This window comes from Stenotrophomonas chelatiphaga (assembly GCF_001431535.1).
Taxonomy (GTDB): Bacteria; Pseudomonadota; Gammaproteobacteria; order Xanthomonadales; family Xanthomonadaceae; genus Stenotrophomonas; species Stenotrophomonas chelatiphaga.
In genome coordinates, this window is the sequence record NZ_LDJK01000011.1 from 26,033 (window position 1) to 50,570 (window position 24,538).

At 62.0% G+C, this 24,538-nt stretch carries 27 protein-coding genes; 14 read left to right on the forward strand and 13 right to left on the reverse strand.

Annotated elements, in window-relative coordinates; all coding sequences use genetic code 11:
- Window positions 1-144: 144 nt before the first annotated feature.
- Window positions 145-1,083 (forward strand): GAF domain-containing protein, encoded by a 939-nt coding sequence (locus ABB28_RS03920; RefSeq protein WP_057507375.1) that lies wholly within the window; start codon window positions 145-147, stop codon window positions 1,081-1,083.
- A 133-nt stretch (window positions 1,084-1,216) separates the two neighbouring features.
- Here the strand turns inward: ABB28_RS03920 and ABB28_RS03925 are convergent, their stop codons facing one another.
- From ABB28_RS03925 to ABB28_RS03930, 3 genes are all read right to left on the reverse strand, one after another.
- Complete coding sequence (locus ABB28_RS03925; RefSeq protein ID WP_057507376.1) at window positions 1,217-2,185, reverse strand: polysaccharide deacetylase family protein; 969 nt, start codon at window positions 2,183-2,185, stop codon at window positions 1,217-1,219.
- 48 nt (window positions 2,186-2,233) lie between these two features.
- A complete protein-coding gene (locus ABB28_RS18165; protein ID WP_170183997.1) occupies window positions 2,234-2,398 on the reverse strand; it encodes a hypothetical protein in 165 nt (54 codons plus the stop codon).
- Between the two features lie 74 nt (window positions 2,399-2,472).
- On the reverse strand, window positions 2,473-3,285 hold the full coding sequence (locus ABB28_RS03930) for an alpha/beta fold hydrolase (RefSeq protein ID WP_057507377.1): 813 nt from the start codon (window positions 3,283-3,285) through the stop codon (window positions 2,473-2,475).
- Between the two features lie 199 nt (window positions 3,286-3,484).
- Here ABB28_RS03930 and ABB28_RS03935 point away from each other — a divergent pair, with 199 nt between their 5' ends.
- From ABB28_RS03935 to ABB28_RS17685, 7 genes are all read left to right on the forward strand, one after another.
- Window positions 3,485-6,175 (forward strand): UvrD-helicase domain-containing protein, encoded by a 2,691-nt coding sequence (locus tag ABB28_RS03935; protein WP_057507378.1) that lies wholly within the window; start codon window positions 3,485-3,487, stop codon window positions 6,173-6,175.
- A 1,337-nt stretch (window positions 6,176-7,512) separates the two neighbouring features.
- On the forward strand, window positions 7,513-8,115 hold the full coding sequence (locus ABB28_RS03940) for a hypothetical protein (RefSeq protein WP_057507379.1): 603 nt from the start codon (window positions 7,513-7,515) through the stop codon (window positions 8,113-8,115).
- An 11-nt stretch (window positions 8,116-8,126) separates the two neighbouring features.
- The gene (locus ABB28_RS03945; RefSeq protein ID WP_148049468.1) at window positions 8,127-8,660 is read left to right on the forward strand and encodes a hypothetical protein; all 534 of its coding nucleotides are present in this window, start codon (window positions 8,127-8,129) and stop codon (window positions 8,658-8,660) included.
- A complete protein-coding gene (locus ABB28_RS17940; RefSeq protein ID WP_148049467.1) occupies window positions 8,629-8,931 on the forward strand; it encodes a hypothetical protein in 303 nt (100 codons plus the stop codon). Before ABB28_RS03945 ends, ABB28_RS17940 begins: the two co-directional genes overlap by 32 nt.
- A gap of 124 nt (window positions 8,932-9,055) precedes the next feature.
- Window positions 9,056-9,400, forward strand: a complete 345-nt coding sequence (locus ABB28_RS03950) for a hypothetical protein (protein ID WP_057507381.1) — start codon at window positions 9,056-9,058, stop codon at window positions 9,398-9,400.
- Between the two features lie 550 nt (window positions 9,401-9,950).
- On the forward strand, window positions 9,951-10,151 hold the full coding sequence (locus tag ABB28_RS03955) for a hypothetical protein (protein WP_152983380.1): 201 nt from the start codon (window positions 9,951-9,953) through the stop codon (window positions 10,149-10,151).
- 784 nt (window positions 10,152-10,935) lie between these two features.
- Window positions 10,936-11,292 (forward strand): DUF4279 domain-containing protein, encoded by a 357-nt coding sequence (locus tag ABB28_RS17685; protein ID WP_161809851.1) that lies wholly within the window; start codon window positions 10,936-10,938, stop codon window positions 11,290-11,292.
- 149 nt (window positions 11,293-11,441) lie between these two features.
- Here the strand turns inward: ABB28_RS17685 and ABB28_RS03965 are convergent, their stop codons facing one another.
- On the reverse strand, window positions 11,442-12,602 hold the full coding sequence (locus tag ABB28_RS03965; protein WP_245625275.1) for a YncE family protein: 1,161 nt from the start codon (window positions 12,600-12,602) through the stop codon (window positions 11,442-11,444).
- Between the two features lie 351 nt (window positions 12,603-12,953).
- On the opposite strand from ABB28_RS03965, the gene ABB28_RS03970 reads away from it, so the two are divergent.
- Entirely contained in the window at window positions 12,954-13,688 is a 735-nt protein-coding gene (locus tag ABB28_RS03970) for a hypothetical protein (protein ID WP_152983381.1), read from the forward strand.
- Window positions 13,689-13,721: 33 nt separating this feature from the next.
- Here the strand turns inward: ABB28_RS03970 and ABB28_RS03975 are convergent, their stop codons facing one another.
- The 4 genes from ABB28_RS03975 to ABB28_RS03995 all read right to left on the reverse strand — a co-directional run bounded on the left by ABB28_RS03975 (window position 13,722) and on the right by ABB28_RS03995 (window position 17,407).
- Window positions 13,722-14,669: an XVIPCD domain-containing protein gene (locus ABB28_RS03975; RefSeq protein ID WP_057507385.1), complete on the reverse strand. Its 948-nt coding sequence runs from the start codon at window positions 14,667-14,669 to the stop codon at window positions 13,722-13,724.
- Window positions 14,670-14,672: 3 nt separating this feature from the next.
- On the reverse strand, window positions 14,673-15,317 hold the full coding sequence (locus ABB28_RS03980) for a hypothetical protein (RefSeq protein ID WP_152983382.1): 645 nt from the start codon (window positions 15,315-15,317) through the stop codon (window positions 14,673-14,675).
- Between the two features lie 492 nt (window positions 15,318-15,809).
- Complete coding sequence (locus tag ABB28_RS17945; RefSeq protein WP_152983383.1) at window positions 15,810-16,760, reverse strand: XVIPCD domain-containing protein; 951 nt, start codon at window positions 16,758-16,760, stop codon at window positions 15,810-15,812.
- A gap of 2 nt (window positions 16,761-16,762) precedes the next feature.
- Entirely contained in the window at window positions 16,763-17,407 is a 645-nt protein-coding gene (locus ABB28_RS03995) for a hypothetical protein (protein WP_152983384.1), read from the reverse strand.
- 177 nt (window positions 17,408-17,584) lie between these two features.
- Here ABB28_RS03995 and ABB28_RS04000 point away from each other — a divergent pair, with 177 nt between their 5' ends.
- Together ABB28_RS04000 and ABB28_RS04005 are read left to right on the forward strand one after the other, a co-directional pair.
- Window positions 17,585-18,166, forward strand: coding sequence for a hypothetical protein (locus tag ABB28_RS04000; protein ID WP_057507389.1), 582 nt, complete (start codon window positions 17,585-17,587; stop codon window positions 18,164-18,166).
- A 77-nt stretch (window positions 18,167-18,243) separates the two neighbouring features.
- Window positions 18,244-19,605 carry a DUF1963 domain-containing protein gene (locus ABB28_RS04005; protein WP_083491914.1) on the forward strand — a complete coding sequence of 454 codons (1,362 nt, stop codon included), beginning with the start codon at window positions 18,244-18,246 and terminating at the stop codon, window positions 19,603-19,605.
- 132 nt (window positions 19,606-19,737) lie between these two features.
- On the opposite strand, the gene ABB28_RS18105 is transcribed toward ABB28_RS04005, so the two are convergent.
- From ABB28_RS18105 to ABB28_RS04020, 4 genes are all read right to left on the reverse strand, one after another.
- On the reverse strand, window positions 19,738-19,989 hold the full coding sequence (locus ABB28_RS18105; RefSeq protein WP_161809852.1) for a hypothetical protein: 252 nt from the start codon (window positions 19,987-19,989) through the stop codon (window positions 19,738-19,740).
- A 319-nt stretch (window positions 19,990-20,308) separates the two neighbouring features.
- Window positions 20,309-20,818, reverse strand: a complete 510-nt coding sequence (locus ABB28_RS17950) for a hypothetical protein (RefSeq protein WP_152983385.1) — start codon at window positions 20,816-20,818, stop codon at window positions 20,309-20,311.
- Between the two features lie 103 nt (window positions 20,819-20,921).
- Window positions 20,922-21,197 carry a hypothetical protein gene (locus ABB28_RS04015; RefSeq protein ID WP_057507392.1) on the reverse strand — a complete coding sequence of 92 codons (276 nt, stop codon included), beginning with the start codon at window positions 21,195-21,197 and terminating at the stop codon, window positions 20,922-20,924.
- Window positions 21,198-21,233: 36 nt separating this feature from the next.
- Entirely contained in the window at window positions 21,234-21,689 is a 456-nt protein-coding gene (locus tag ABB28_RS04020; RefSeq protein ID WP_057507393.1) for a hypothetical protein, read from the reverse strand.
- A 485-nt stretch (window positions 21,690-22,174) separates the two neighbouring features.
- Here ABB28_RS04020 and ABB28_RS04025 point away from each other — a divergent pair, with 485 nt between their 5' ends.
- The 3 genes from ABB28_RS04025 to ABB28_RS04035 all read left to right on the forward strand — a co-directional run bounded on the left by ABB28_RS04025 (window position 22,175) and on the right by ABB28_RS04035 (window position 23,577).
- Window positions 22,175-22,591, forward strand: a complete 417-nt coding sequence (locus ABB28_RS04025; protein WP_152983386.1) for a hypothetical protein — start codon at window positions 22,175-22,177, stop codon at window positions 22,589-22,591.
- The gene (locus tag ABB28_RS04030; protein WP_057507395.1) at window positions 22,588-22,881 is read left to right on the forward strand and encodes a helix-turn-helix domain-containing transcriptional regulator; all 294 of its coding nucleotides are present in this window, start codon (window positions 22,588-22,590) and stop codon (window positions 22,879-22,881) included. The genes ABB28_RS04025 and ABB28_RS04030 overlap by 4 nt, the downstream gene beginning before the upstream one ends.
- Window positions 22,882-23,049: 168 nt before the next feature.
- Window positions 23,050-23,577: a hypothetical protein gene (locus tag ABB28_RS04035; protein ID WP_152983387.1), complete on the forward strand. Its 528-nt coding sequence runs from the start codon at window positions 23,050-23,052 to the stop codon at window positions 23,575-23,577.
- An 8-nt stretch (window positions 23,578-23,585) separates the two neighbouring features.
- On the opposite strand, the gene ABB28_RS04040 is transcribed toward ABB28_RS04035, so the two are convergent.
- Window positions 23,586-24,227: a DUF1629 domain-containing protein gene (locus ABB28_RS04040; RefSeq protein WP_057507405.1), complete on the reverse strand. Its 642-nt coding sequence runs from the start codon at window positions 24,225-24,227 to the stop codon at window positions 23,586-23,588.
- Window positions 24,228-24,538: the final 311 nt, after the last annotated feature.

Below are 24,538 nucleotides of genomic sequence, written 5' to 3' on the forward strand. Positions count from 1 at the left end.
GCCGGCGTCGCTGTCCATCAAGGCTTCCGCGGTCCCTGCGGCCGATCACGAACACGCTTGCGCCGCATCCCGCTTGGGCCGCGTTAACCTCGCTGTCGGATCCTGCCGTAATCTTGGCAGGACACCATCGCTACAGAGCACGCCATGACCGACGCCCATGCCCAGCCCGCCGATGAAGCCGAACGCCAGCGCGCGCTGGACGCGCTGCACATCGTCGGCAGCCTGCCCGAACCGGCCTACGAAGACATCGTCAAGGTCGCGGCGGCGGTGTGCGGCACGCCGATGGCGCTGGTTACCCTGATCGATCGCGACCGCCAGTGGTTCAAGGCGCGCACCGGCGTGGAGGGCCACCAGACCGAGCGCAACGTCGCCGTCTGCGACCATGCCATCCGCCAGCCCGAACACCTGATGGAGATCGGCGACCTGCAGCAGGACGCGCGCTTCGCCGACAACCCCGTGCTGAAGGAAATGGGTGCGCGGTTCTACGCGGGCATGCCGCTGGTCACCGACGACGGCGCTGCGGTGGGCAGCGTGTGCGTGGTCGACCTGAACCCGCGCGAGCTCAACGAAACCCAGCGCGAGGCGTTGAAGGCGCTGGCGCGGCTGACGATGGCGCTGATGGAAGCGCGCAGCCGCGAGCGCGAACAGGCAGTGGCGGAAATCCTCAACCAGGGCCTGGAGATCGAAGCGGGCTCGGCACCGGAAACGGCGGGCCGGTATTCGGTGGTGATCCTGGAGCTGCAGGATCTGGATGCGCTGTCGGCGCGGCTGGGCGAACGCGCACTGGAACGCCAGCTGCAGCAGTTGGATCAGCAGCTGGAGCAGTGCCTGCAGCCCGCACGCGGCGACAGCATCAACCGGGTCACCGGCAGTGGCGAGTTCATCGCGGTGCTGGGCGTGGAGCAGGACGCCGATACGCTGGCCGCGCTGCAGAAGGTGGCCCAGGACCTGCGCCACACGCTGGGCGCATCGCTGCTGATGGGCAGCGCGGGCACCGACAGCGGCGAGCCTACGTCGGCGGTGTTCCTGCGCGCGGACAAGGCGCTGAGCGCGGCGAAGGACAGCGTGGCGGTGGCGTCCTGATGCTGCATCCCGGTAGCGCCGCGCCATGCGCGGCGGCTCTTCGTGCCGTCAACGCGATGCCTGACACATGCCGCGCTGCGCGCTCGCCGAGCGTGGCTCGGCGCTACCAGAGCCACGCTGCCCGGCTCGGCGGTTACTCGTAATTTACCTTCGCCAACGTCTTCACCCACGCCGGCACTTCCGGCTCACCCGCGTAGAAGGTCTTCGGCTGCTTCTCGGCCATCGCCCAGCGGTGCAGCCAGCTCGGCCCGTAGCGGCCGTCATACCCGGTGGTGCCGCGCGCGTACGCAGCATCCTGCATCGCCTCGTCCAGGCTGACGAAGCGATAACCACGCCGCTGCGTCGCCGCCACCAGCTCGGCGAAGGTCGCCGCGTTGAGCTCGTTGGCATGCATCAGCCATACCTGCGGCAGCGCATAGCCCAGCAGCGCCACCGACTGCGCCTCGTAGTAATCCAGCTTGTTCAACATGTACGGCACGTAGCCGCGGCGCAGCTGCCGCAGCAGGGCCTCGCGCGCCGGCGTGTCGGCCTGCTCGTTGAGCACATTGGCATAGGCGAAGGCCCATACCCATTCTCCGTTGTCCACCGTGACCGGCGCGATGCGGTAGCCATGTTCGGCCAAGAACACGTCCATGCGCGCACGGTCTTCCGCCGTGCGGCCGGCGCGCAGGTACGGGTGGCGCATCCACGTCGGCACCTGCCCGCGCTCGGCCAGCAGCGGGCGCAGCACCCGCTCACCGCGCAGGAAATCCTGCTGGAACGCCTCCACGCCCTCGGCATTCAAATCCATGTGTGACCACGTATGGTTGCCCAGCGCATAGCCCGCATCCAGCCAGTCGCGCAGCATCTGCACCCGCTGCGGCTGCACCACGCCGTCCACTTCCAGCTTGTTCTCGTTGACGAAGCCGACCACTGGCACGTTCGCCTGCTTCAACTGGCCCAGCAACGCCTGATGGCGCGCCTGCAGGTCCGCCGGCTGGATCTCGTCCAGCCGCGCCCATGGCAGGTCATCGATGGTGACCGCGATACGGCGGTCGATCCCGGCCGCATGGCCGACACCGGCGATGGCAAGCAACAGCAACGCAAAGAAACGTGAGGTCATCAAGGTCATCGGGGCCACGGCGCACGGGTAGTCGAGCAGCCCGTGACTCTACCGCTGTTTGGCCGCCCACATGTTGTCCACCAGGTTCGGATACGGTCGCCCGTTCTCCTCCGCCCGCTGCCGCGCGTCCGCCTTCTGCGCGTCAGTCAGCGGGCGCGATGCCTGCCCCTTGGGATTGGGCTTTTTCCAGGGCGGCGTGGTCGACTTGCGCATGAAAGATTCCCGTAGCGTGGACGCAACAACGCCCGGCAGGGCAGCCGGGCGTCGTTGCAGGCAACTGGCGCAGCTTACTTCTTGAGGAAGTTCAGCAGGGTCAGGTTGAAATCATCGGCATGGCTGACATTGCAGCCGTGCGGCGCATCCTTCAGCACCACTACTTCGCTGCCCGCGATCGCCTCGTGGGTACGCTTGCCGGAGCCTTCGAACGGCACCGTGCCATCGCTGTCACCGTGCAGCACCAACGTCGGCACGGTGACCTTCTTCAGGTCCTCGCGGAAGTCCGTGGTACCGAAGGCCTTCTGGCAACCCAGTGCAGCAGTCTGGTCGGACTGGTGGGCCAGCGCCACCGCTTCCAGACGCTGTGCCTCGGTCACCTTCAGCTTGCCATTGGCACTGAAGAACTTCTTGGTGAAGTCATCGAAGAAGGCTTCACGGTCCTTGGCCAAGGCGCCGGCCATCTCATCGGCGGCTTCCTGGGTCAGCGGGCCGTCCGGGTTGTCACTGGTCTTCAGCAAGTACGGCGGCACCGCAGCGGCGAACACCACGCTGTGCAGGCGCTCCTCACCGTGGTTGGCGATGTAACGCGCCACCTCGCCACCGCCCATCGAAAAGCCGACCAGCGAGACATCCTTCAGGTCCAGGTCTTCGATGACACCGGCCAGGTCAGCGGCCAACGTGTCGTACTCGTAGCCGTCAGCCGGCTTGTCCGAACGGCCGAAGCCGCGACGGTCATAGGCGATCACCCGGTAGCCGGCATCGCGCAGCACCGGCACCTGGGCCTTCCAGGATTCAGCCGACAACGGCCAGCCGTGGATCAGGACAACCGGGCGGCCAGTGCCACCGGAATCTTCAACGTGCAGACGGACGCGGGACGCAGTCATGGCAACTCCATGGAAGGGGAAGGAGGGTCAACGCTAAGGGGCCGGGGCTTGGCTCGTCGTGAAAGATCGCGGCGCGGTCGTGACATGGCCTGCACGGCGCGGTTCGGCGCCCCGGATGGCCCGCATCGCGCGCATGCCCCCACGCTGCCCTATCATGACAACACCGTTGAAACACCGATCCCGCAGGACCGCAGTACGCATGACGCAGCACTGGACACCTTCGCGCCTGGCCCTCGCCCTGCCCCGCTCTGCCGCATGGGAACTGCACCTGGACGGCGAGGACGTGGTGATCCACCTCGGCGACGCCATCCACCGGCTCACCCTCGGCTTCGATGCGCGATTGACCGTGAAGCGCGGCCTGCTGTGGGCCAGCGTGGTGGTACAGCGCCGCGAAGGCCCGACCATCACCCTGGACGGCCTGTCCCACGCCGACGCCAGCACCCTCACCAAGGCCCTGCACACGGCCGAACAGGCGCAGGACCAGCGCGAGCGCGGCCCCGTCTTCCTGCATATCCTTGACCTGATGCGCCAATGGAATGGCGAAGCGGAGGAACTGCTGACTGAACGCCGCGCGCAACGGCACTGGATCAGCCACGACGACCTGCAGGCGCTGCTGGATGCGCGCCCCGCGCTGGACATGGCGTCCGCTGCCCTGCACGCCCTGTTCCATGACACCGGCCTGCCGCTGGATGAAGACGAACGCGAATCGGCGCTGATCGAACTGGAGCTGTGGGAACAGGACTGGAGCGCCGCCTGCGACGCCGTCAACGCGCAGATCCTCGCCGCCGAACGCAGCGCATCGCGCGCCCTGCTGGACCGCGTGGAAAGCCGCCCGCTCACCGACGAACAGGCGCACGCGGTGATCTGCTTCGACAACCGCGTGCAGGTCGTCGCCGCTGCCGGATCCGGCAAGACCTCCACCATGGTGGCCAAGGCCGCCTATGCCATCCAGCGCGGTTACGCCGATCCCCGCCAGATCGTCATGCTGGCCTTCAACAAGGAAGCGGCCGGCGAACTGCAGCAGCGCACCGATCGCGCGTTCGCCCGCCTCGGCATGGGCGAGGGCGTGGTGCAGGCGCGCACGTTCCACGCGCTAGGCCTGGCGATCATCGCCAGCGTCACCGGACGCCGTCCGCAGGTGCCCGACTGGGCGGTGGATGCCAGCCTCGGCCTGCATCGGCTGGCCGACCTGATCGACCAGCTGAAGGACCGCTCGCACGCCTTCCGCACGCGCTGGGACATGTTCCGGCTGGTGTTCGGCCGCGACCTGCCGGCGCAGGGCGGCGCGATGGATGCCGACGGCTGGGACAAGGACGGCAGCGGCTACGTGCGCACCCTGCAGGGCGAGCGCGTGCGCAGCGTGGAAGACTGCATCCTGGCCGATTGGCTGTTCTACAACGGCGTGCGCTATGCGTACGACCGCAGCCAGCGCTTCGACGCCGGCGAGGACGCCTTCCACGCACAGTCCACGCAGTTCCATTACCCCGATGCCGGACTGCATCATCGGCATGGCGGCGCGGACACCGATCCGCTCCCGCACAAGGACGGCCGCCATCTGCATACCAGCTCGTACGACCTGCGCATGGGCTGGGCGTTCGAAGACCTCGAGCAGGCACTCGCCGCCGGTGGCGTGGCGGTGGATCCCAATCCGGACCGCGACATCCCGGACGACGGCCAGAAGCCGATGCCCGACGCCGAGCTGATCAGCCTGATGCGCACCTTCATCAGCCATGCCAAGAGCAACTGCCTGGGCCTGGATGACATGGCCGCGCGGCTGCGCGACCTGCCCGAGGACCAGTTCAAGGAGCGCTACCGTCGCTTCCTGGAGATCGCCGGACCGGTACTACAGGCCTGGGACGATGCACTGGATGCCGAGCACGCCATCGACTTCGAGGACATGCTCAACCAGGCCGCCGAGCATCTGGAACAAGGCCGCCATGCAGCGCCTTATACGCTGGTGATGGCGGACGAATTCCAGGATGCATCACGGGCACGGGCACGCCTGTGCCGTGCGCTGGTGCAGCAGCCGGGCACGTACTTCTTCGCGGTGGGTGACGACTGGCAGTCGATCAACCGCTTCGCCGGTGCCGACGTCTCGGTGATGACCCGCTTCAACGAATGGTTTGGTCATGGACAGGTGCTGCGACTGGAGCAGACCTTCCGCTGCCCGCAGGCCCTGTGCGATGTCTCCAGCCGCTTCATCAGCGCCAACCCGGCGCAGATCCGCAAGCGCGTATGGTCCAGCACCCCGAGCCATGGGCCGGTGCTGCAGGGGTTCCAGGTCGCCGCGCGTGATCAGCTCACCGATGCCGTAAGCCAGTACCTGCAGCAGCTGCACGAAGCGAAGCTGTGCGGTGCGATGCCGGCGGGCCGCGACGGCAAGCTCAGCGTGTTCGTGCTGGGCCGCTACAACGCCGACCGCGCCTACCTGCCCGGCAACTGGCGCGCACGCTTCGGCGCGACACTGGAGGTCAGCTTTCTAACCGCCCACCGCAGCAAGGGCATGGAGGCGGACGTGGTGATCCTGCCGGCGCTGCTGGACCGCGCCTTCCCCAACCTGCGCGCGGACGATGACGTGCTGTCGCTGGCGATGCCCGATGGCGATACGTATCCGCTGGGAGAAGAGCGCCGACTGTTCTATGTGGCACTCACCCGTGCCCGGCGGTCGGTGGCGATGTTCACCGTTTCCGGAAAGCGCTCGGCGTTCCTGGATGAGCTGGAGCGGGACGGCGCGGTGCAGGTCACCACGCTGGATGGACAGCCGGTAAAGGAGCGTCGGTGCCCGGCGTGCGGGACGGGCGTCATCGTGAAGAAGACCGGGAAGTACGGTGACTTCCATTCGTGCTCGGGGTATCCGCGGTGCGAGCACAAGCCGCGGGTGATGGCTTAGCAGCCCATTGTCCGGGAACGGTAGTGACGGCCGCTGGCCGTCATGCGGGACAGGAGCGGCTGCGGGTTCGCACGTTCCCAGCCGAGCCGACCTGAAGTCGGCTCTACCCAACCTGATAGCTCCTTCCGGTATTAAGTGGACAACTGAAGCCTTAGATCAGAGGCGGAAGAGTTGGCAGATTTCACTCATACGCAAGCGCGACCGTTCCATGTGTCGCTTTTGACGCTGCTCACGACCTTCAAAGCTAGACAAACTGACACGGGGTTGGAGTTCGCCAGAAGTTCACATAATATTCAGGCACTCAACAGCGCAGGGAAGGCGCAGTACGCGCCATGCGTATCACTCGGGGGACGAGACGAATGGAGTCTGGAAAGAGAGCGTGGATGTCCGCGCGCGTGACCGTGCCAGGACCAATGTTGTCATTGGCACGCCAAGCCTTGGGCGCATCGCCTGATATGGATACTGCAAAGGGAATTCGAACGCGCTCACGGCTTGACGGAAATGGCGGAAGAAATCCGACGGCCCCAAGACTGACAGTGAACGGACTTCGCCTGACTCGCGGCGACGTTTTCCTCGTGGGAGCGAAGTCCTACCGCAGGGCGGGTACTCTGTCGATTACACATTGAGAGACTTTGATGGAGAAATCATCTCTGAAGACTCCATTCAAAAATGCGAATAAGCATTTTATGATGAATACAAAATTTGCCAAGAATTTTCAATTTCTAGCTCGCGCACTTGGGCTGGCCTGTGCACTGGGCTCATGCAGCGCCGCCTCAAGAAGCTACACGCACCTGAGAACATGCGTCGAGAAGGCAAGCAGAGAATCAGTAGCCGAAGTGTGCAAGCAATTAGACGCATCTATAGACGGCGAACTTAGAATGATTATGTTTGGGTTCTTCCTGGTTTTTCTAGGTCAAGTCAACTTAAAAGTTTGCGCTCGCTCCGTTAGATCCTGGCTCGCAAGAAGTTGATCATCCTCCACACCATCAGACTACGATCGACCGACCCGTGGATGGCGCTTGAGTTGGAATCATCCATGCTTACAGCCCGACAAAAGGCGCGAGCAGGACGAGCGCCTACCTGCTGTATCTCGACTAATTGAACGGCAGCATCCCCTGCCACCGTGAGCACCCATTGGAGGCGCGCCGAAGCAGGTTTGGATTGACGCCTTCTGTAGCGTGGAAGGCAGTGCGCGTCAGGCGTATCACTCGGGGGACGAGACGAATGGAACTAATCGGCTTTCAATGCAGGGGCGCGGCGAACGAGCAATCGAAGCTTGGTAGCTTCTGCTGGGGCACACAATCTGCCTCGTGCCACTCATTCTGCAAGGATACGCAATGCGGCCGGCCCTGATACGCACGTTGTCTGCCTGTGGCGTCGGCATGCTCATCCACGGGAAGCTGTCCGCGGCGGCGAACTATCGTCTATCGCGGCAGTGCTACGAACTGGCCGGATCAGGGGAGGTGGTATCGAGTTGCGCCACCTTGCCCGGGTCCATTGACGCAGATCTGTACTGGATGATGTCTGGGTTCCTGGTGCTCCTCCTTTCGGCAGATGCTCCCGGACTTCTGTTGAAGTTGAAGAAATGGAACTGGAAAGAGGAATGCGTCGACGTACGTTCCCCTCGTCTCAGTGCGGGCGGGCGTAGAAGGCTCACATTCTCCCTGCTGACGCTTGCATGGCTGGGGGTGCTGACCCTGGGAATCATCGGCTTCTTCATCGTACCCGAGCACAGCTATCCAGACGCCGCAAGGAGCTTCCCATATCCGTACCTCACCGATCTTGAGTTCCGCGTCATAGCGCCGGGTCTCTTTGTCGGGTTGAACCTGCTATCTGCTTTTGCGCCGAGACGGGTTCCCATAATCCTTGCCATCCTCTCCTGTGCGCTGCAGTCGATGCTTCTCGTGCTCATCGTTTTCCTCACAAGCGGCGGCGTCTGAGGATGTCTTACGTGATCGACGCTACGAAGCGCAGTGACCGAGCAACACTCTGGACACGTGCGTGGGGCGCACTGGATCTCGTCGCCGTTGTGCTGCTCATGATGGCCAGCGTGGTGAACGGCAGGTTTCCGCTCTGGGATGACGTTGCAGACGCCCTGACGACATTCCAGTGGTACGGAAGTTCGCTACCACTGGTCGTCTCCTGCATCCACACTGCCATCGTGCTTTCGTTGTTGGCAACAGGCTATCTGCTTGTATGCAACCGACCTGCAGGGCGCTACCTGGCCATTGCACAGGCACCGTTCCGGATTGCACTGGTCATTCCTTCGGTGCCGCTCCTCGGTTACCTCGGGTCCACGACAGGCTCCGTCCAGATCATGGTCGCGGCGCTAGTCCTGACCGAACTGGGCAAGCTGTGGACCTTGAGGAAAGAGCGGTGGCACAGGTCGGGAACTCCCGAATGGGCTGGAGCCTCTCAAGCGCAGACACCTATCCTTCCGGTGAAAGAACTAGATGAAAGACGAAAAGATCACACTGACAGCTGAGGCAACCGTATTTTATTCTCCAGGCGACGAGTCAGCGTTTTTCACTTGGCTGAAAGCCATGACCTTTGTTCATTCGGTACGTGGGAGCGGCAGATGCCTAGATATTGTGATGAATCCCGCAGCCATGAACGAGTATGACCTGCGTGAACTTCTCGCCCTGTTCTACAGGTATGGGATAGATATGAAGCAGCTCAGCGTTTTTTCCGATGGATCTCAGTTCGAGTTCCTTCGCGACAGGCGGGGATATTGGTACAAGCATATCTTCGAGTAGAGCAGCGCAACACTGGCGGGCGATAGAGGCCGTAAGCACGGCCAAGGGACGCGACATACGCACCTAGGGGCGAGGGAACGCACGCAACTGGAGTGCACATGAATGACCGGACTGGAGAACACCAATGCGTGATTTGCACGATCACCGCATCACGGGGCTGCACTTGAACGAATCAAGTAACACGCTGACAGTGAGCCTGACCGACGCTGAAGGCCAGCGGGGTGCTGACCTCGTGCTGGTGAACATTGTCGACCTGTATGTGGACGGCTTCTCTCTACAGAACATCATCCTCGACGCATCCGTTTTCCATGAAAAGAGCACGTCATTTGAGTATCAGCGCGCCTGCCAGCTCCTTGACATCGACAGCGCAAATGCTTCAACTTTTGCAGATTCCAGGACGGTGATCCTGATTCAGGTATCGGCAGGAGCCGAGATTGCGTGCCTTGCCAGCGGCCGTATTGCTATCTAATTGGAGCCCTAGAGCAATGCCTACCATATGATCAGGAGACGCTTTCTAAAAATTGTATTTTGGATGGCAATAGTTGGAATGAGCTTACTTCCCATCAACGTCGCTCTCAGCTTTGCTTACAAATTGGCTTACGACGTTCCTCTGGTGGCCGAAGACGCCATGGGCATTGCTGCCGCGCTGTTTGGGCTCGTAGCGGCTACTACCATCTACCGCACCTTTTTTGGCCAAGTGATCTTGAGAGGCCACCCTGCACGCGCTCCCCAGCTTGACGGCCAGCGGCCGTCACTACCGGGCTCATCAACTTGCTGACGATAGGGCCGCAGCGGCAACCAATGATCTCTGATGCACCTTGAGGAAACCCACTCGATCTCTTTGCCCACTTGGCATCCAGTGATGACTGCCCAGGAGCTGATCGAAGCAATAGGCCTGGAAGCGCAAGCCGTACATAGCGTCAGCGCAAGACGGGTGACTCCAGAGTTCTATCCGTAGGTGGCTGGATCGACAGCTTCAACTTCACACAGCCCCAGACCTGCACATGAAGGTGATAGCAGTGAATAAGAACAGCATTCATCTCGTAAACGCGATGGTGACTTTCGCAATCTTCGCCGTATGCGCCGCAGTGATGGCCGTCAAGGTTGTGGAAGGAGAGGAACTGTTCTTCCGGCACTACTTACTAGGCTATCTGGGCTTCTTTTCCCTTCTTCTCTCGGTTCTCTCTCTGGTTAACTTTCTCAATAGGCGTGGGGGCTAGACCACCATGGTGCAGCGCCCAGCGGTGCACGCAGCATGACCGTTAGCTGCCAGTCGACCGCCAGATGCAATTACTCCTGCAGTGTTGTCGGTGAGGATATCTGCCAATGAGTTCGCTTTTCAAAACCACCTGCCCGTCGTGCGGAACACGTAAGCAGCGGTTCGGCGTATTGTTGGCGATCAATCGATCCCAGGTCACGAGTTGCTCGGCCTGCGGTGAGAAAATTGTTTCGGAAGTGTACTACGGGAGATACGTTTTACTCATAGTTTACGTCCACATTTCAGTTGCCGTCTTAGGCGTTCCGATAGTTCTAGGTACAGTCGCGAAGGACTGGCTTGTCGTCGCATTCTCACTGGCAGCTTTCCTTTCGCTATGCTGGCCGGTTGCCGCTCACCTGCATGCGAACTATTCAGAGATCAGATGCGGCGATTCACGCAGTTGATCCATCAAGGATCAATGAGGGCCCCTCTATGGTGAGGGTGAGGTGTACAAGCTGCTGAACGGGCGCCGGAGGGATCAGTGACGACCAACGGTCGTCACCCACCCGTTGTGACCGTTGATACCGGGTGCGCAACGGCAACGTGATCAACATCCGCAACGACCATCTGGGGCGGCCCATTCGCGCTGGTGCTAGGACTTGGACTGGGATTGACCCGGATGGGAGTGTCTGGACCGGCGGCATTGGTGGAGAAGACGAAAATCACGGCCACTATGGCCCTTACTTACCGGGTGGACGATGAATAATGAATCTTTCTCAATTTCTCTACGTACATGGCATCCCGCCATGTCCGCCGACGCCCTTATTCAGAAAATTGGATTGCAGCCGGAAATAGCTTGCAGCGTAGGATCAAGGAGAGCGAATCCATCAGGAGAGCTTCTCGACGGATTCTATCCAACAAGCTATTGCTGTTTTGACATGGTAAGGGAGGGCTTCGGCGATTTCACGGAAGCACTCGCGCCGCTACTCGATCAGCTGGATGGGAAAGAGGACGCATTCCGCCAGATCGCTAGTACAGGCGGACGCAGCGAACTCTACGTGGGTGTTTTTGTTGAAGGATCAAGCGGTTTCACGCTCACAGGGGCCGATATTAAGCGTCTGGCCGAGCTGTCACTTGAGCTGTCCGTTGAAGTCTACCCGTAGCTGGCTTTCTTTTTCGGACACTTCGCGCGAAGTATGATGCGGCCGTTGCCGTTGTGGGATCCGGAATAAGTGACGACCAACGGTCGTCACCCACCCCTCTTCGAGCATCACGCGCGGAAGCCTGACGGCCAACGGCCGTCACTACCGGGTTACAGGGCGATGCGCGCTACGCTTTCCTGCGCGCCTTTTTCTTCCTTGTCGCCGTTCTTGATGCTTACGTACAGCACGTTGTTCCTGGCATCCAGTGCCAGGCTGTTCGGGTGCGTGGGCACCGACCACTCGCCGATCTTCTGGTAGCTGTCACTGTCGTAGCCGGTCACGGTGCCGGCTTCGCGGTTGGTCACGTACAGGCGCTTGCGCGGTGCGTCCAGCAGGATGCCCAGGGTGCCGGCGTCGGCCGGGATGCTGGCCAGTTCCTTGCCGGTGCTGCGGTCCAGTACCAGCACGCGCTTGCCGGGGTGCGTGGACGCGAAGCCTTCGATGCTGCTGCCCTGGTACTTGCGGATCATCTCCGATCCCTGGTCGGTGATGAAAAGGCGCGGGCCAGCCGGATCCAGTGCGATGTTCATCGGCTGCTCGGCGGTGACCTTGTAGCGCTGTTCCACCTTGCCGGTATCGGTGCCCACCACTACCACTTCGCCGAGCAGGTTGCTGGTGTAAACGCGCTTGCTGGCCGCGTCCAGCGCCAGGCCCGGGGCCTTTGCATTGCCCAGGCCGGGAATGGTATCCAGCAGCTTCAACGACTGCGTATCCACCGCGAACAACACGCTGCCCTCGCCGGAGTGCCCGGTGACGTACAGGCGATGGTTGGCGCCGTCCACCACGAGCTCGCGCAGGTCATGGGTGTAGCTGGCCTTGCCGTCCTTGCCGACCTTCTTTTCCATCAGCTGCACGATGCCGATCGCCTTGCCCTGCGCGGTGTCGACCACCGTCACCGACGTGTCCACGGTGTTGCCCACATACAGGCGGTCGTTGGCATCGTCCAGCACCACGCCGAAGCCCTTGCGCTCGAGCGGGATGGTGGCCTGCACGGCCAGCGTGTCCGGCTCCAGCTTCAGCACCTGGGCCGGGCCGGCGCCATCACCAAAGCCACCGGAGGAGGCCACATACACCGCGTTCTGCCTGGCGCTGTAGGCCAGCTCGTAGAGGCCCTGCGCCACGGCATTGCGCTGTACGGCGGCGGCACTGCTGGCGGTCGGCGTGGCGGCGTAGGCGGCGGGTGCGGCCATGCCGATGGCAATCGCCACGGCCAGAGCAGCGACGGTGCAGCGCCGGGCCATGCCCGGAGTCTTGGAGAAGGTCGAATTCATTCCAGCGTCCTTGTGTGAGTCAGGAGAGATCCTTGGCTCGCGCGGCCGCGTATGCAGTGCAGAAACACCGAAGCGGCCGGCCACACGACGACGGCGTGGGCAGGCTGGCTGAGGATGACATGGTAACCCAGCTCCCTGCTCGCGGCATCCGCACAGCCGCTCGCGCAAGGCCAATGGCGACTGCGACGCTCCCCACCCGCTTCCGGCTCGCCAGACGATCAGTCAGGTTCCCGTCCATGCAGGGATGACCATAGTCCGACCGCCCAACCTGAGCGGAGATTCTTCATGGCTACACCATCGGTCAGTTCCTGCCTGCTGCTCGCCCCGATCCTGGTGGCTGGATTGAGTCCCATGACCTATGCGGCAAGCCCGCCTGGCACCGCCGAGGTAACCCTCGGCGCGCACGTCTACCGCTGGCCATTGATCGAGCTTGATGGACCCGACGGGCCGCCCCCACGCGGACCGGTGGAGTTGAGCCTGCTGGCACCCTCTATGACGCCGCGCACCGAAGGCATTCGCACGCGGGGCGAGTCAAGCATGCAGGCGATGCTGCACGATGTGCCCATCACCATCGAATCACCCGAGGCCATCACGGTGAACGCGATGCTGGAACGCAAGCTGGTCAATGACGATCGCAGTGTGGTCGGATCGCTGGAGCGCCGTGATCCTCGCGAGCGCCTGGAGCTGCGGGTGCAACAGCCCGAACAGTGGGGGCTTTCACCGTCCACCATCGATGAGCAGCTGATGGACGCTTATGCGCGCGACTACCTTACCCGCTACGGAAAAGCGCTGCCGCGCTTGCCGGCCTTCGAGCCCGACTGGTACATCGCGCGTGCCGCCAATGGTCGGGTTGGCACGTTCATTTCCTGCGACCGAACGCGTACCGCCCTGCCAGTATCCGGCGGTCAGCCCGCTGGCGATCCTGCACCGAGCGATGCCGCCCAGCTCGCCAACTGCATCCACTATTTCATCGATCCAGGCCGCAAGCTGTTCATCCAGATGAGCTACCAGCGGTCGTGGCTCAAAGATTGGAAGCACATGGAAGATGGGGTGCATGCACTGATCGAGCGGTATGAGGTGCGATAGAACGCGTAGCGACAGCCGAAAGGCGCGGCCCGCTCACCCCATCCGCTGCACGGCCGCCTGCTGTTGCTGCACCTGGCTCTGTTCCTGCACGGCCACCTGCTGCTGCGAATGGCTGATCTGCTGCGCCTGCTCCATCGATTCACTTACCGGCGTCTGCGCAGCGACCGCCGTGGGCATGCTGGCACGCAGGTGGGCAGGATCTGATGGATCGCCCTGGACCACGAACACATTGGTGCCGGCGTGGCCCTGCTCATTGGCTTGGCTGAGCAGCACGTGGTCCACGCGGGACAGGCCATTCTCCTTGGCCAGGCAGAACAGGCTGCCGCACATGCGCTCACTGGTTTCGTCCGCAGCGCGCCCGTGGGCAGCATCCAGAGACGCCACGCTGCGGTTCACCTGGTCCATCATTGCGCGGTCATTGTCGGACAGCAGGAACTGCTTCCAGTTGCGTTCGGGCATCGGGTTGCGCTCGACCTTGTTCAGATCGCTCTCCGGGAACGGCGCCTTGATGCTTTCGATGGCGGGGATGTTGTTCAAGGGCTTCAGTGCGCCCTCGTGTCGCTCGATCGGGATCGGCCCGACCTGCATGTGCAGTCCGGCATGGTTCAACGCACCCCAGGTGAAATCGGTGCAGCCGTTGGAGAAGGCGTCGTATTTCGGGTCGAAGCCGAAGCGGGTAGGCGCCCTGCCAAACGCCTGAAGCTTCTCGTACTGCTCCTGCGTGATCTCGATGGTGCGTGCGTAATAAGGATCTGCGTAGCTCGCCACGTCGTCAGGAGAGACCTTCCCGAGGTAACCGTCCGGCGTACGGAGACCCGGCTGCCAGCCCATGCTGCGAGCCTCTTCGCCGTGGGACACCTCAAGGTACATGTGGCCCGTCAACGACGTCTCGCGCGGCGCATCCGGACGCTCGGGATTAATCAGCGGCGTACCGGGCGCGGCAGCGTAGATGGTTACGGTGTAGCGATCGCTCTGGTCCATTACTCACTTCGCTCTTGCGTTGTAGCCGATGATCAACTCGGCAGGTTTCCCCTGCAACAGGGGTCTCGGCTCCAGAAGTTCCACGCGCAGGTGATACCTGCCGGGTGCGGGCGCCGAAGCACGGGCAAACGAAAGGACGTCAGATAGCATCCCCTCGCGCTCCAAACCCGCCTCGTACAGCATCGTCCCGTCCAGACCCGCCGCCCTGACACCGGGCGTGAATCCGTCTTCGCCAATGGCGATGCGCTCCCGCAGATCAGGCCCAATACGCAGCAGTGGAACATCATTCCTCTGCTCACCCTCGATACGCTGAAGATGGACCCGAGCCGGCAGACCGCCGCGGACGATCAGGTCAGAGTAGGCAATGAAGGATTTCACCTCCGTTCCCTCGATTCGTACCCCGATAATCAGCGACGACCACGCCAGTTCCCCCGGCGGCGGCAGATCAAACTCCAGATCCGCGATCACACCCGGCTTGTCCAGCGCCACGGGCCGCGTCAGCGGCACCTGCGTGCGTGCGGCGGCCTGCGCGGCATCAAGCGGCGCCACATCAGGTGCATCGGGCGCTGATCCACTGCAGGCAGCAAGGGCGGCCAGTGCGACAAAGAGCGCCGTAGTTCGAAGGCGGCCTGGTGCCGATGTCAGCATGATGCATACCTATACGTGGTGTGCCGTCGCTGTAGGACGGGCGGGGTAGGTGTCCTGTCTTGCCGAGCATAAGGGAAGCGACTCAGCGGAGGGTGATGAGCGTCGCGCTTCATGCCACAGCGCTGAGGCGCAGCCGTGATGAAAGTCGATTCATGGCTTACATTAGGCCCATCAGTTCCCTTGGAGATACGCCTTGGCTTCCGGAAACCGCCGAACATCACCGGCTGGATTGTTCGCCGTCCTGATCATCTCGATGATCGCGGTCGGTATCGGTGCCACGTGGGCCTCTCGCGCTCCCCAGCTCCAACCGTACGCGCCGTACCTATACGGCCTACTGATCCTGCTGACGTTGGCCGCGCTGGTGTGCGTCCCATGGGTCTCCGGGCGCTTCAGCAAGACCGGCAAGGGCGAAAAATAGAGCTATCGGAACTGGCTTCTGCAGGGCTGTCCCCGACAGGGCAAACGTTGTCGCTTCCAGTTGGCTCTACAGGATCACCCCATCCGCTGCACTACCGCCTGCTGTTCCTGCACCTGGCTCTGTTCCTGCACGGCCACCTGCTGCTGTGACTGGCTGATCTGCTGCGCCTGCTCCATCGATTCACTTACCGGCGTCTGCGCAGCGACCGCCGTGGGCATGCTGGCACGCAGGTGGGCAGGGTCTGATGGATCGCCCTGAACCACGAACACATTGGTGCCGGCATGACCCTGCTCATTGGCTTGGCTGAGCAGCACGTGGTCCACGCGGGACAGGCCATTCTCCTTGGCCAGGCAGAAAAGGCTGCCGCACATGCGCTCGCTGGTTTCGTCGGGGGTGCGCCCGTGGGCAGCATCCAGAGACGCCACGCCGCGGCTCACCTGGTCCATCATTGCGCGGTCGTTGTCGGACAGCAGGAACTGCTTCCAGTCGCGTTCCGGCATCGGGTTGCGCTCGACCTTGTTCAGGTCGCTCTCCGGGAACGGCGCCTTGATGCTTTCGATGGCGGGGATGTTCTTCGTGGGCTGCATGACGCCCTCGAATTTTTCGAAGGAAACAGGACCCACATTTGCGTGAAGTCCTGCGTGGTTCAGAGCGCCCCATGCGAAATCGGCGCAGCTGTTCGTGAAAGCGTTATACGAAGGATCGAATCCATGCTCCTGAGGGGAAGCCGAGAACTCCCGTATCTTGTCGAACTGCTCCTGTGTCACCTCGATCGTTCGGGCGTAGTAGGGATCGGCGTAGGTACGCACATCGCTTGTGACAGGAGCCCCAGAGAAGCCGCCACCCGGGATGGGGCCGTCCGGCTGCCAGCCGGCACTTGCTCGATCATTGCCGTGCGCCGTCTCCAGGTACATGTGGCCTGTCATCGAAGTTCCTCGAACGACATCCGGCTGCTTCGGATCGAGCAGCTTTGTTCCTGGGGCAGCTACGTAGATGGTCACGGTATAGGGCTGGTTCTTGTCCATGACTATTTCGACTTCCCGTTATAGGCGATGACCAGTTCGGCCTGCTGGCCCTTCAGCTGGGGTCGCTTCTCCAGCAACTCAACACTCAGCTGATATCTCCCGGGCGGAGGAGCTACCGCGAATCCGAATGCAAGGACGTTGTAGATGGTCCCCGGCTTGATCAGTCCAACGTCCCGCAACATTGCGCCATTTACGCTCTCCTGCCGCACACCGGGCGTAAGACCGTCGGGACCTAAAGGGACTCGTTCGTTCAGATCATCGCCAATCCGCGTAAGCATGATGTCCGATAGATGCGTGCCGCTCAGATTCTGCAGCCTGATCCTTGCGGGAAGCCCGCCTTTCGCGATCATGCCAGAACGAGCGAGCATGGCCTTGGCCTTCTGCTCTTCGATCCTGACCCCTACGATCAGCGTCGAATCCGCAGAGGGTCCCGGCGGTGGCAGATCAAACTCCAGATCCGCGATCACACCCGGTTTGTCCAGCGCCACGGGCCGTGTCAGCGGCACCTGCGTACGTGCGGCGGCCTGCGCGGCATCAAGCGGCGCCACGGTCGGCGGCGCAGGGGCAGGATCGCTGCAGCCAGCGAGCGCTGCCAATGCCACAGCCAGCGCGGCATTTCGGAGACGTCCCGGTGTCGGATTCAGCATGATGCATCCCTGTTCGAGGCATACCCGCAAGGGCTGGCGGGCGGTCTGGTTTCCTTGCTGAGCCGAGCATAAGGGAAGTGGCTCAGGGGAAGGTGAGGAACGCAGCCTTCCCTCACCAAGGCGCGCTGTGAATCCACGATGCTAGGATTCCCACAGGCTCCTCATCCAGGGAATGGCGTGAAGTTCAACCTGTTCGAAGGCGGGCGACGCATCGCACTGCTGGTCACGGCAGTAGCCGTCGTGGTTGCGGTGGCAAGCGTGCTGTCCAGCAAGCCCTACGTGGCCACGCATTATCGCCTCGCCGGACCCGGCGAGCCGTTCGTGCGCACCACGGCGGACTGCCCGATCAAGGATGCTGTGTCCACGTACTTCAACACGCAGACCCCCAAAGGTCGCACCACGCATGTGCATGTCTGTCTGATGCCGGTCAACATCGTCAATGCGAATGGCACCAACGAAGCCGCGGTCCCGTTCAAGCGCGACCCTGATGGACGCGTGCGTAGCGCGACCAACTACCGTGCAGAGATCAGCGCCTACAAGAAGGCGATCCACGCAGACTTCAAGCTGCCCGCTGCCGACGGTGCCGAAATCGACAGGATCTACGACGCGGCACGCCTGACTGCGCTAAAGCGCCAAGGCCTCCGTCTCGTCTCATACCTGGCTGCATTCTGGGCCTTCGTCTTCGGCTTGGGCTGGGTGCTGAGGGGCGTGTTGGGTATCCCGCGTGGCCACGATTTCCAACCGGACAACCGCTTGTGAGGCGTCGCCCCCCTGCCCAGGTGGGGCAGCGGCTGATCACACCGAAGATTCGCACGAAAACGCCAGGAGGCTGTTTCATGACCGCTATCTCACCCTCACCATTTGACGCCGACACACGCGATTTCCGCGGTGAAGGAGCCCTCGATAGCCTGCTCGCCGGTCACCGCGCTTCCGGCATCCTGCTGCAGCGCCCCTACCCTCCCAGCGCCTTCCCCAAGGTGCGAAGCCGATTAGGCGGAAGGCCACAATTACCAGCGACATTGGACTGGCCGTGGGGCATGCATTACGGCGAGCAGACGCCCATGCACTTCCTTGCGCAGATCGATTGCGCTGAACTGCCGCGCGTGGATGACGCAATGCCTGACAGAGGCATGCTGTTCTTCTTCGCCGTCAACGCAGAGGAGCAGATCTGGGACAGCGACGAGGCTGGAGCCAGCGTGCGGGTGCTTTACGCGGAAGATGTGCCGGACGACACCCCGCTGACGGACCACCCCACCGCACTGCAGCCCATCCTGTCGGCCGTGGCCAGCGACAGGTCGTCGACCTATCCGCGGCCGCAACTGGCAGGCGAGGACGGACCACGCCTGCACACCGAGTGGCCGCTCGTCGCGCATCGTCTGGACACCTGGCCAGAGTGGGACATGATTCCAGAGGACGACAACGACCCGGACTACGACGCGTACAGCCGCAGGGTCAACGCGCTCAGGCTGGGGGCCGCTGCCGCAGCACTCGGGCAGGTGCCCGGCGCTCAGTCAGCCAAGCCGTGGGAGCGCCCCGCGCTCATGCCTTGGATCTTTCCCGTGGGCTGGCTTCGCAGACAGGAGGATTTCCCGTACGCAGGCATCATGATGGAAGAAATCGCCCGCACTCTGGCGTGTCGCTGCAAGCATGTGGATGATGGCGGGATGCTGATCCGCGAGGCGACGCAATGGGTGCAACGCGGCGCAGAGATTGGAGCGGACCAACCTTGCCCTGCCGACGAGGCGCTGGCCTTCCGCGAATGGATCGTGGGGCTGGTCGGAGAGGACGGCGAAGGGCCCGTGATGGGCGACGTCGCGGCGTCTGCATTCACCCGAGGCGCCCTGTCGATCGTGGCACTTGCAGCGAGTTCAGACGCGCTCGCCGAGCGGGTTCCACGAGAGCTCTACCAGGCGATGGAATCGAATCATCTGCCCTTCGAACAGGATACCCGACATCGCGCCGCAGGCTATGGATCGCGCAGCAGGGCTACGATTCACCAGATGCTGGGCCATGCAGTGCTTCTGCAGAATACCGGCGCGATGATCGACGAAGAACCGGTGTGCCTGCTGCAGCTGGCCAACGACGACGCGATTGATCTCAAGCTGGGCGATTGCGGGCAAGCGACGTTCTGGATCCGCCGCAGCGACTTGGCTGAGCGGCGGTTTGACCGTGTGGAAGCGGTGGTGGAGTCACTCTGATCGGAACGGCGCGCTAACGCATTCCCATCGCGCGCGCCTGCGCGTCCTGATGCTGTGCCTGGCCCTGCTGTATCTGCAGGGTTTCCTGTAGCGCAAGCCCTCCCTGTTTCAAAGCTGATCCGCATACCTGTATCACCTGGCAAAGCGCGCCGGGATGGAGACATCGAAGACATGCTCACGCCAACCATCTGACTCTATGATTTCATCAGGACCTGAGAAGCCCAGCTCGCCTATGCGCTCGCCATTTTGATAGAGCCCGAACTGGTACTCAGTTCCTTGCGTACCGTCTGGCAGCTCGACCGGTAGAGTCCGAGGCTCAGGGATGCTTATCCCGCTGCCAGGGTCATATGAAGACCCTTCACGCGCTTGAAAATTAAGTGCCATGCATCCTTCACTAGTTGGCATTTTTCGTCATCGCACTCACTGGATACCCATTGATGACTCCATTGGGAAGCGTCAGCAGGGTAACCAGCTCAAACTTGGGTACTCAGTGCCTACGGGGAGTTCAGCAGGCGAGGCTTGCATAGCCTTGGATAAATAGACCTCGATGCTGGTGACAGCGTCTGGCCCGAACCGGAAGACCTCAAGTAAGCGGCCACGTCACTCGTCTGCTGCAGCGACAGCGGACTGCCATCCGCGGAGTTCCTTGCGCGGCTTAAAGTCGTGAATACATAATCGCCGAAGGCCGGACTGCTCATGGCGCTTATTCCTCAGGCACGTGCGCTGGAATGGACGCTTCCGCAAGAATCAACACGCCATCAGCGGCTATCGCCTTTTGATCAGAAATGAGGACGCCTGCGTTTGCCAGCGCTTCCGCAGTCGTCGTGGCGGCGTACTTCATGCCTTCGTCGTTATCTGTTCGGCCGGCGTAAGCGAGCACCAATCCCCAAGCAAATTCACACAGGAAGGCGTAGTCATCCTCAGCTTCATCTACAAACAGCTTTTTGAATCCGACGACGGTTTTGATCAGGCGCTCATGCCCCAGATCAATGGTGTATGCCCATTCGCGATCCACACCTTCCCCAAGCATCGTCTCAGAGCCATAACAACCCAGGCCAACAAGAAGCTCTCCATCCCGAATGAGAGAGTATTGGTATTCCCTACCCGGACGACCGTCTTCGAGGTCCGCAGGGAGTACGCGTGGCCGAGGTATTGATATCCTGCTGATTGGATCATATGAAGAGTTTGAAAGCGCCCGAAAGAAGACGGGCATTTCGGCCTCCTATTTCCATTATCGTTAGCGAGCACCTTGAGGCAATTTCAGACTTCTTACGTTCACCAAGACACTTCACCCGCGAGTACTGTCATTGCCTCCATCAGCCAGGAGAGGCGGCCGCAATGGCGCTGACAGGATAGCCAGTGATCACGCCCTGCGGATATTCCAGCAGCGTCACCAGCTCAAACCTGTTGAAGCTTCCGTCACGCGGAGCGTTCTCAACCAATGCCAGCAGTGATCCCCCGGCAGCCACGGCGTTGATGAAGTACTCCGCACACCCGGCGTTCCACATCATGTCATGGAGCGCACCGGCGTACTTTTCATGGAAGGGCGCGACCCCCTGCTCTTCCATGAAGGCTTCAAGAGCCTGCACCATCAGCAGAAAATCAGGATGCTGGTCTGCATTGATACCTCAACGCAGCTTGTAAAGCACCGCCGCGCCCGGCCTGGCTTCAAATGCCGGCAAGGTCTGCTGGCTCAACGCGTTGCCCTTGGCATCCCATACCAGCGTCTGGACCGGGTAGTCGTCCTTACGCGTCATCTCATCGATCTTGCTGACGATCACTGCCGCTGCGTCAGCGGCCTCCGGGTTCCAGGCGAACACGCCCACGCGGCCATAGAACACGGCCGGGGCGGAGGCATCCAGGCGGCGGTCCGGGCACATCACCAGGCCGCGGTCGATCATGACGCGCAGTGCGCCAACCGGCACCTTCTTCACTGTCGGCGTGGTGCGCTCAGCGCTGTGGCCGGGGCAGACGTTGGCGGCACGGGTGACCATGTTAGCGGCCACCTCGCGGTCGGCCTGGGCGAAGGCCAAGGCGGGGCTGAGGCAAGGGGCGATCAGGGCAAGAGGGGACGTCCGGGTCATGGCAGGTTCCTTGGGGGTTTATCAGGCGAACTTAGCAATGGCCGGGGGATGAGTTGCAAAAATAGTGTGAGGCCGGGTGTCGCGAAGGGCCGCGTTCACGGTCGCTGCAGGCCTTCGCAGTGGGCGCGTGGCGCCCGTGTCGGTGACGGGATCGCCACACGCCTGCATATTTGTCGCGGGTCGATGCCGTGTCACTTTTGCAGATTCGCCCATGTACGCAATGGCCTATGGCTGATGGTATGGACGCGCTGGCGACGAAGAGCGCCAGCCGGGATTGGCATCCTGTTGCTATTTGGACTATTTGCTCTGTTTTGCCCTCTGGGCACGGCGGAGAATGCACTGCATCGCTTATCGATCTTACGGTGGGCGGTGCGTGGGGATCCCTGATCCGCCGGTTTTTGGTTCAGTAGCCCGGTATGCCAACCCGCATCGCCCGCCACCTTGCGCCTTGGCGCAGGTGGCCTCAAGCCTTGCGAGGTACGCCGATGGATTCGCACTACCCTCTTAGCGCAAAGCGTCTGTACGCCCTGATGGGCGATCGGATGATCGACTTCCCGCCCTACTTCATCGAGCGCCTTGAGCGGAGGCTTGAAGCGTTTGAAACCTCACGCACGAACGAGCACCGCGTGATGCACCTGCGCGTGGAGCCAGAACCCGCAGCGGATGCACCTAAAGAAGGCAGCGGTTGCCACCAGGAGCCTCAGCGCACCGCGGACGTCGCCGTGCCGATCCGCACCCTGCAGGCGCTGGCCTCGATCTTCGAAGTGCTGCACTCGGTGCATGTCGGCCGGCAGCAGGGCCAGCCCGATAATGGCTTCGGCGAATACCTCGTCGAAGGGCTGATCATCACCGGACGGGAACTGGTGCGGTCATCGGCGGATGCCATGTGGAGCCGGTCTTGAGCGGGCCGGACGGCGGCTTCGCCAATGCGCGTGTCAGCAACCTGCGTGCAGCCGAGATGGCCGAGTACCTGGATGCCCGCTTGAACATGGCCAACTACGATGAAACCACGTTCGCGCGCTCCCTTCTGCTGGTGTCCGAACTGCATGGCATGAGCCATATCGCGCGCGAATGCGGGCACAGCAGCGAAGTCATGCGCCGGCAGTTGAGCGGCAACCGGCCGCTGTACCTGGACAGCGTGCTGGGCGCGATGCGGGCGCTGGGTATCCGGTTGCGGATAGAGGTGATTTGAGTGTCTGTCACGGCGCCCACGCAGCCGGCGTGGGCGGCTGCGTCTGAGGCCACGCAGGTGCGCCAGCTCGCCGGCTGCCGGTGGGTGGCCACTTTGGGAATCCAGCCCTGACTACGCTCCAAGGAGTTTGATGAGATCATCAGGCAGTCCTCTCTGGCAAAAATATCCATGCCCACCTATTTCAAACCGCGATGCCTGCGCGAGCCGGCTGATGGTCAAGGCATCGGGATTCATCTGATGAGGGTGCAGGGTCCGTTGCCGGACGGCAGTGATCCGGCGCAGTACGAGCTCCTCCTCTACCGCGGAGAAGACAGGTTCGGTGCCATGGGATTGAGCGGCGGCTCCAACCGACTTGCGCAGGAGAACGGCAAGCGCGAGTGGATCGATACCATCGATATGTCCCATGCAGTGACGCTGAAGCACGTGCTCAAATTCAAGAAGGATCTGCACAGCGACGAAGACGATCTCTCCTTCCTGCGTAGGTTCTCGCTGGCTGTACTCCATACGATCACTGAAGGATCCCGCCGCCTTGATGACATGTGCGTGATCATCTTTACCTCTCAGGCTGCACTCAACGAGATTGGCATATCGCCGTCTGATCAAGCCCTATTGCCCGGGGGTGACACGCCGATATTGGCCGAGCTGTTTATCCCCGGACGCCCCGATGGACCTCGGCCAGACACGGCTGGGCGTTGATCGTTTAATCAGATATCAAGTGCGTCCACGAAGGATATGCCACTGACTCCTGCGTTCTTCGAGATGCCAGCGGCTTGGACAGCATTTCGGAAGCTCCTGTCGCAGAACGCGGACGGATTGAAGGGCGTCAAGAACACATGCGCACCCGCCAGCATGTCGCGCTTGAACACCAGCCTCGCACCACCTCCCAGGGAGTAGAACTTCCCCCGGACGTAGTCATCATCAACCTTGATCCTGAGATGAGATGCGTCTTCGTCGAGTGCGTCCACTTCGCGCACGACATCGCACATGAAACGTGGCGGTCCGGCTGATCCGTCAGCCAGGCGAACTTCACATTCAACAAAAGCGAACGCTTCAGGATCCACGGCTGACATCGCCCGCTGAAGTCGCTCGGACACCAGCCAGTAGCCGCTGAAGCCACCTTCCAAGTCTCGCGGCGCAGGGCCCGCAGATGGATCAAACACCACACGCGGTACTTCACTGAGCGGCGGAAATCCCCCCGCGTCTGGACGCAGGATCAGCCGTGGGGATGTCAGTAGTTGCTGGATGTTCTCAAGGTACGCACCACGAAAGCGTCTATTGCTCTCTGATTCTGGGCCAAACATGAAGAACTCGCTGTCAGCCCGCGGGGGCGTTGCTTTTCGCTTCATGCGGTCGACCTCCTCTAGTAGCGCCTGAACCATGCTGCAGCTTGGACTTTGTGACTTCAGATGTCCGCCGCATCGGTAAACCACACCCCATGTGTTTGCTTTGCTGTCCCCATGCCTGCGTCCATGATGGCATCGCGCAGATGGCGATCAACCGTCGCGGGTTGTGTCCGGTTGCAGCAGGAAGAACTCCCCGCGTCGCGGCTGATTCCGTTTCATTATCGATTGTCTATCGGGGCCGGGGGGCCGGGGGGCCGGGGGCCGGGAGAAAGAGCTCCGGCGCAACTCGCGATTGCCAACGCGGGAATATCTTT

Excerpts from the sequence above, each read along its gene's own strand:
- ABB28_RS03920 (WP_057507375.1), top strand. The coding sequence starts at position 145 with ATGACCGACGCCCATGCCCAGCCCGCCGATGAAGCCGAACGCCAGCGC.
- ABB28_RS03925 (WP_057507376.1), bottom strand. The coding sequence starts at position 2,185 with ATGACCTCACGTTTCTTTGCGTTGCTGTTGCTTGCCATCGCCGGTGTC.
- ABB28_RS18165 (WP_170183997.1), bottom strand. The coding sequence starts at position 2,398 with ATGCGCAAGTCGACCACGCCGCCCTGGAAAAAGCCCAATCCCAAGGGG.
- ABB28_RS03930 (WP_057507377.1), bottom strand. The coding sequence starts at position 3,285 with ATGACTGCGTCCCGCGTCCGTCTGCACGTTGAAGATTCCGGTGGCACT.
- ABB28_RS03935 (WP_057507378.1), top strand. The coding sequence starts at position 3,485 with ATGACGCAGCACTGGACACCTTCGCGCCTGGCCCTCGCCCTGCCCCGC.
- ABB28_RS03940 (WP_057507379.1), top strand. The coding sequence starts at position 7,513 with ATGCGGCCGGCCCTGATACGCACGTTGTCTGCCTGTGGCGTCGGCATG.
- ABB28_RS17940 (WP_148049467.1), top strand. The coding sequence starts at position 8,629 with ATGAAAGACGAAAAGATCACACTGACAGCTGAGGCAACCGTATTTTAT.
- ABB28_RS03950 (WP_057507381.1), top strand. The coding sequence starts at position 9,056 with ATGCGTGATTTGCACGATCACCGCATCACGGGGCTGCACTTGAACGAA.
- ABB28_RS17685 (WP_161809851.1), top strand. The coding sequence starts at position 10,936 with ATGTCCGCCGACGCCCTTATTCAGAAAATTGGATTGCAGCCGGAAATA.
- ABB28_RS03965 (WP_245625275.1), bottom strand. The coding sequence starts at position 12,602 with ATGAATTCGACCTTCTCCAAGACTCCGGGCATGGCCCGGCGCTGCACC.
- ABB28_RS03970 (WP_152983381.1), top strand. The coding sequence starts at position 12,954 with ATGACCTATGCGGCAAGCCCGCCTGGCACCGCCGAGGTAACCCTCGGC.
- ABB28_RS03975 (WP_057507385.1), bottom strand. The coding sequence starts at position 14,669 with ATGGACCAGAGCGATCGCTACACCGTAACCATCTACGCTGCCGCGCCC.
- ABB28_RS03980 (WP_152983382.1), bottom strand. The coding sequence starts at position 15,317 with ATGCTGACATCGGCACCAGGCCGCCTTCGAACTACGGCGCTCTTTGTC.
- ABB28_RS17945 (WP_152983383.1), bottom strand. The coding sequence starts at position 16,760 with ATGGACAAGAACCAGCCCTATACCGTGACCATCTACGTAGCTGCCCCA.
- ABB28_RS03995 (WP_152983384.1), bottom strand. The coding sequence starts at position 17,407 with ATGCTGAATCCGACACCGGGACGTCTCCGAAATGCCGCGCTGGCTGTG.
- ABB28_RS04005 (WP_083491914.1), top strand. The coding sequence starts at position 18,244 with ATGACCGCTATCTCACCCTCACCATTTGACGCCGACACACGCGATTTC.
- ABB28_RS18105 (WP_161809852.1), bottom strand. The coding sequence starts at position 19,989 with ATGGCACTTAATTTTCAAGCGCGTGAAGGGTCTTCATATGACCCTGGC.
- ABB28_RS17950 (WP_152983385.1), bottom strand. The coding sequence starts at position 20,818 with ATGCCCGTCTTCTTTCGGGCGCTTTCAAACTCTTCATATGATCCAATC.
- ABB28_RS04015 (WP_057507392.1), bottom strand. The coding sequence starts at position 21,197 with ATGGTGCAGGCTCTTGAAGCCTTCATGGAAGAGCAGGGGGTCGCGCCC.
- ABB28_RS04020 (WP_057507393.1), bottom strand. The coding sequence starts at position 21,689 with ATGACCCGGACGTCCCCTCTTGCCCTGATCGCCCCTTGCCTCAGCCCC.
- ABB28_RS04025 (WP_152983386.1), top strand. The coding sequence starts at position 22,175 with ATGGATTCGCACTACCCTCTTAGCGCAAAGCGTCTGTACGCCCTGATG.
- ABB28_RS04035 (WP_152983387.1), top strand. The coding sequence starts at position 23,050 with ATGCCCACCTATTTCAAACCGCGATGCCTGCGCGAGCCGGCTGATGGT.
- ABB28_RS04040 (WP_057507405.1), bottom strand. The coding sequence starts at position 24,227 with ATGAAGCGAAAAGCAACGCCCCCGCGGGCTGACAGCGAGTTCTTCATG.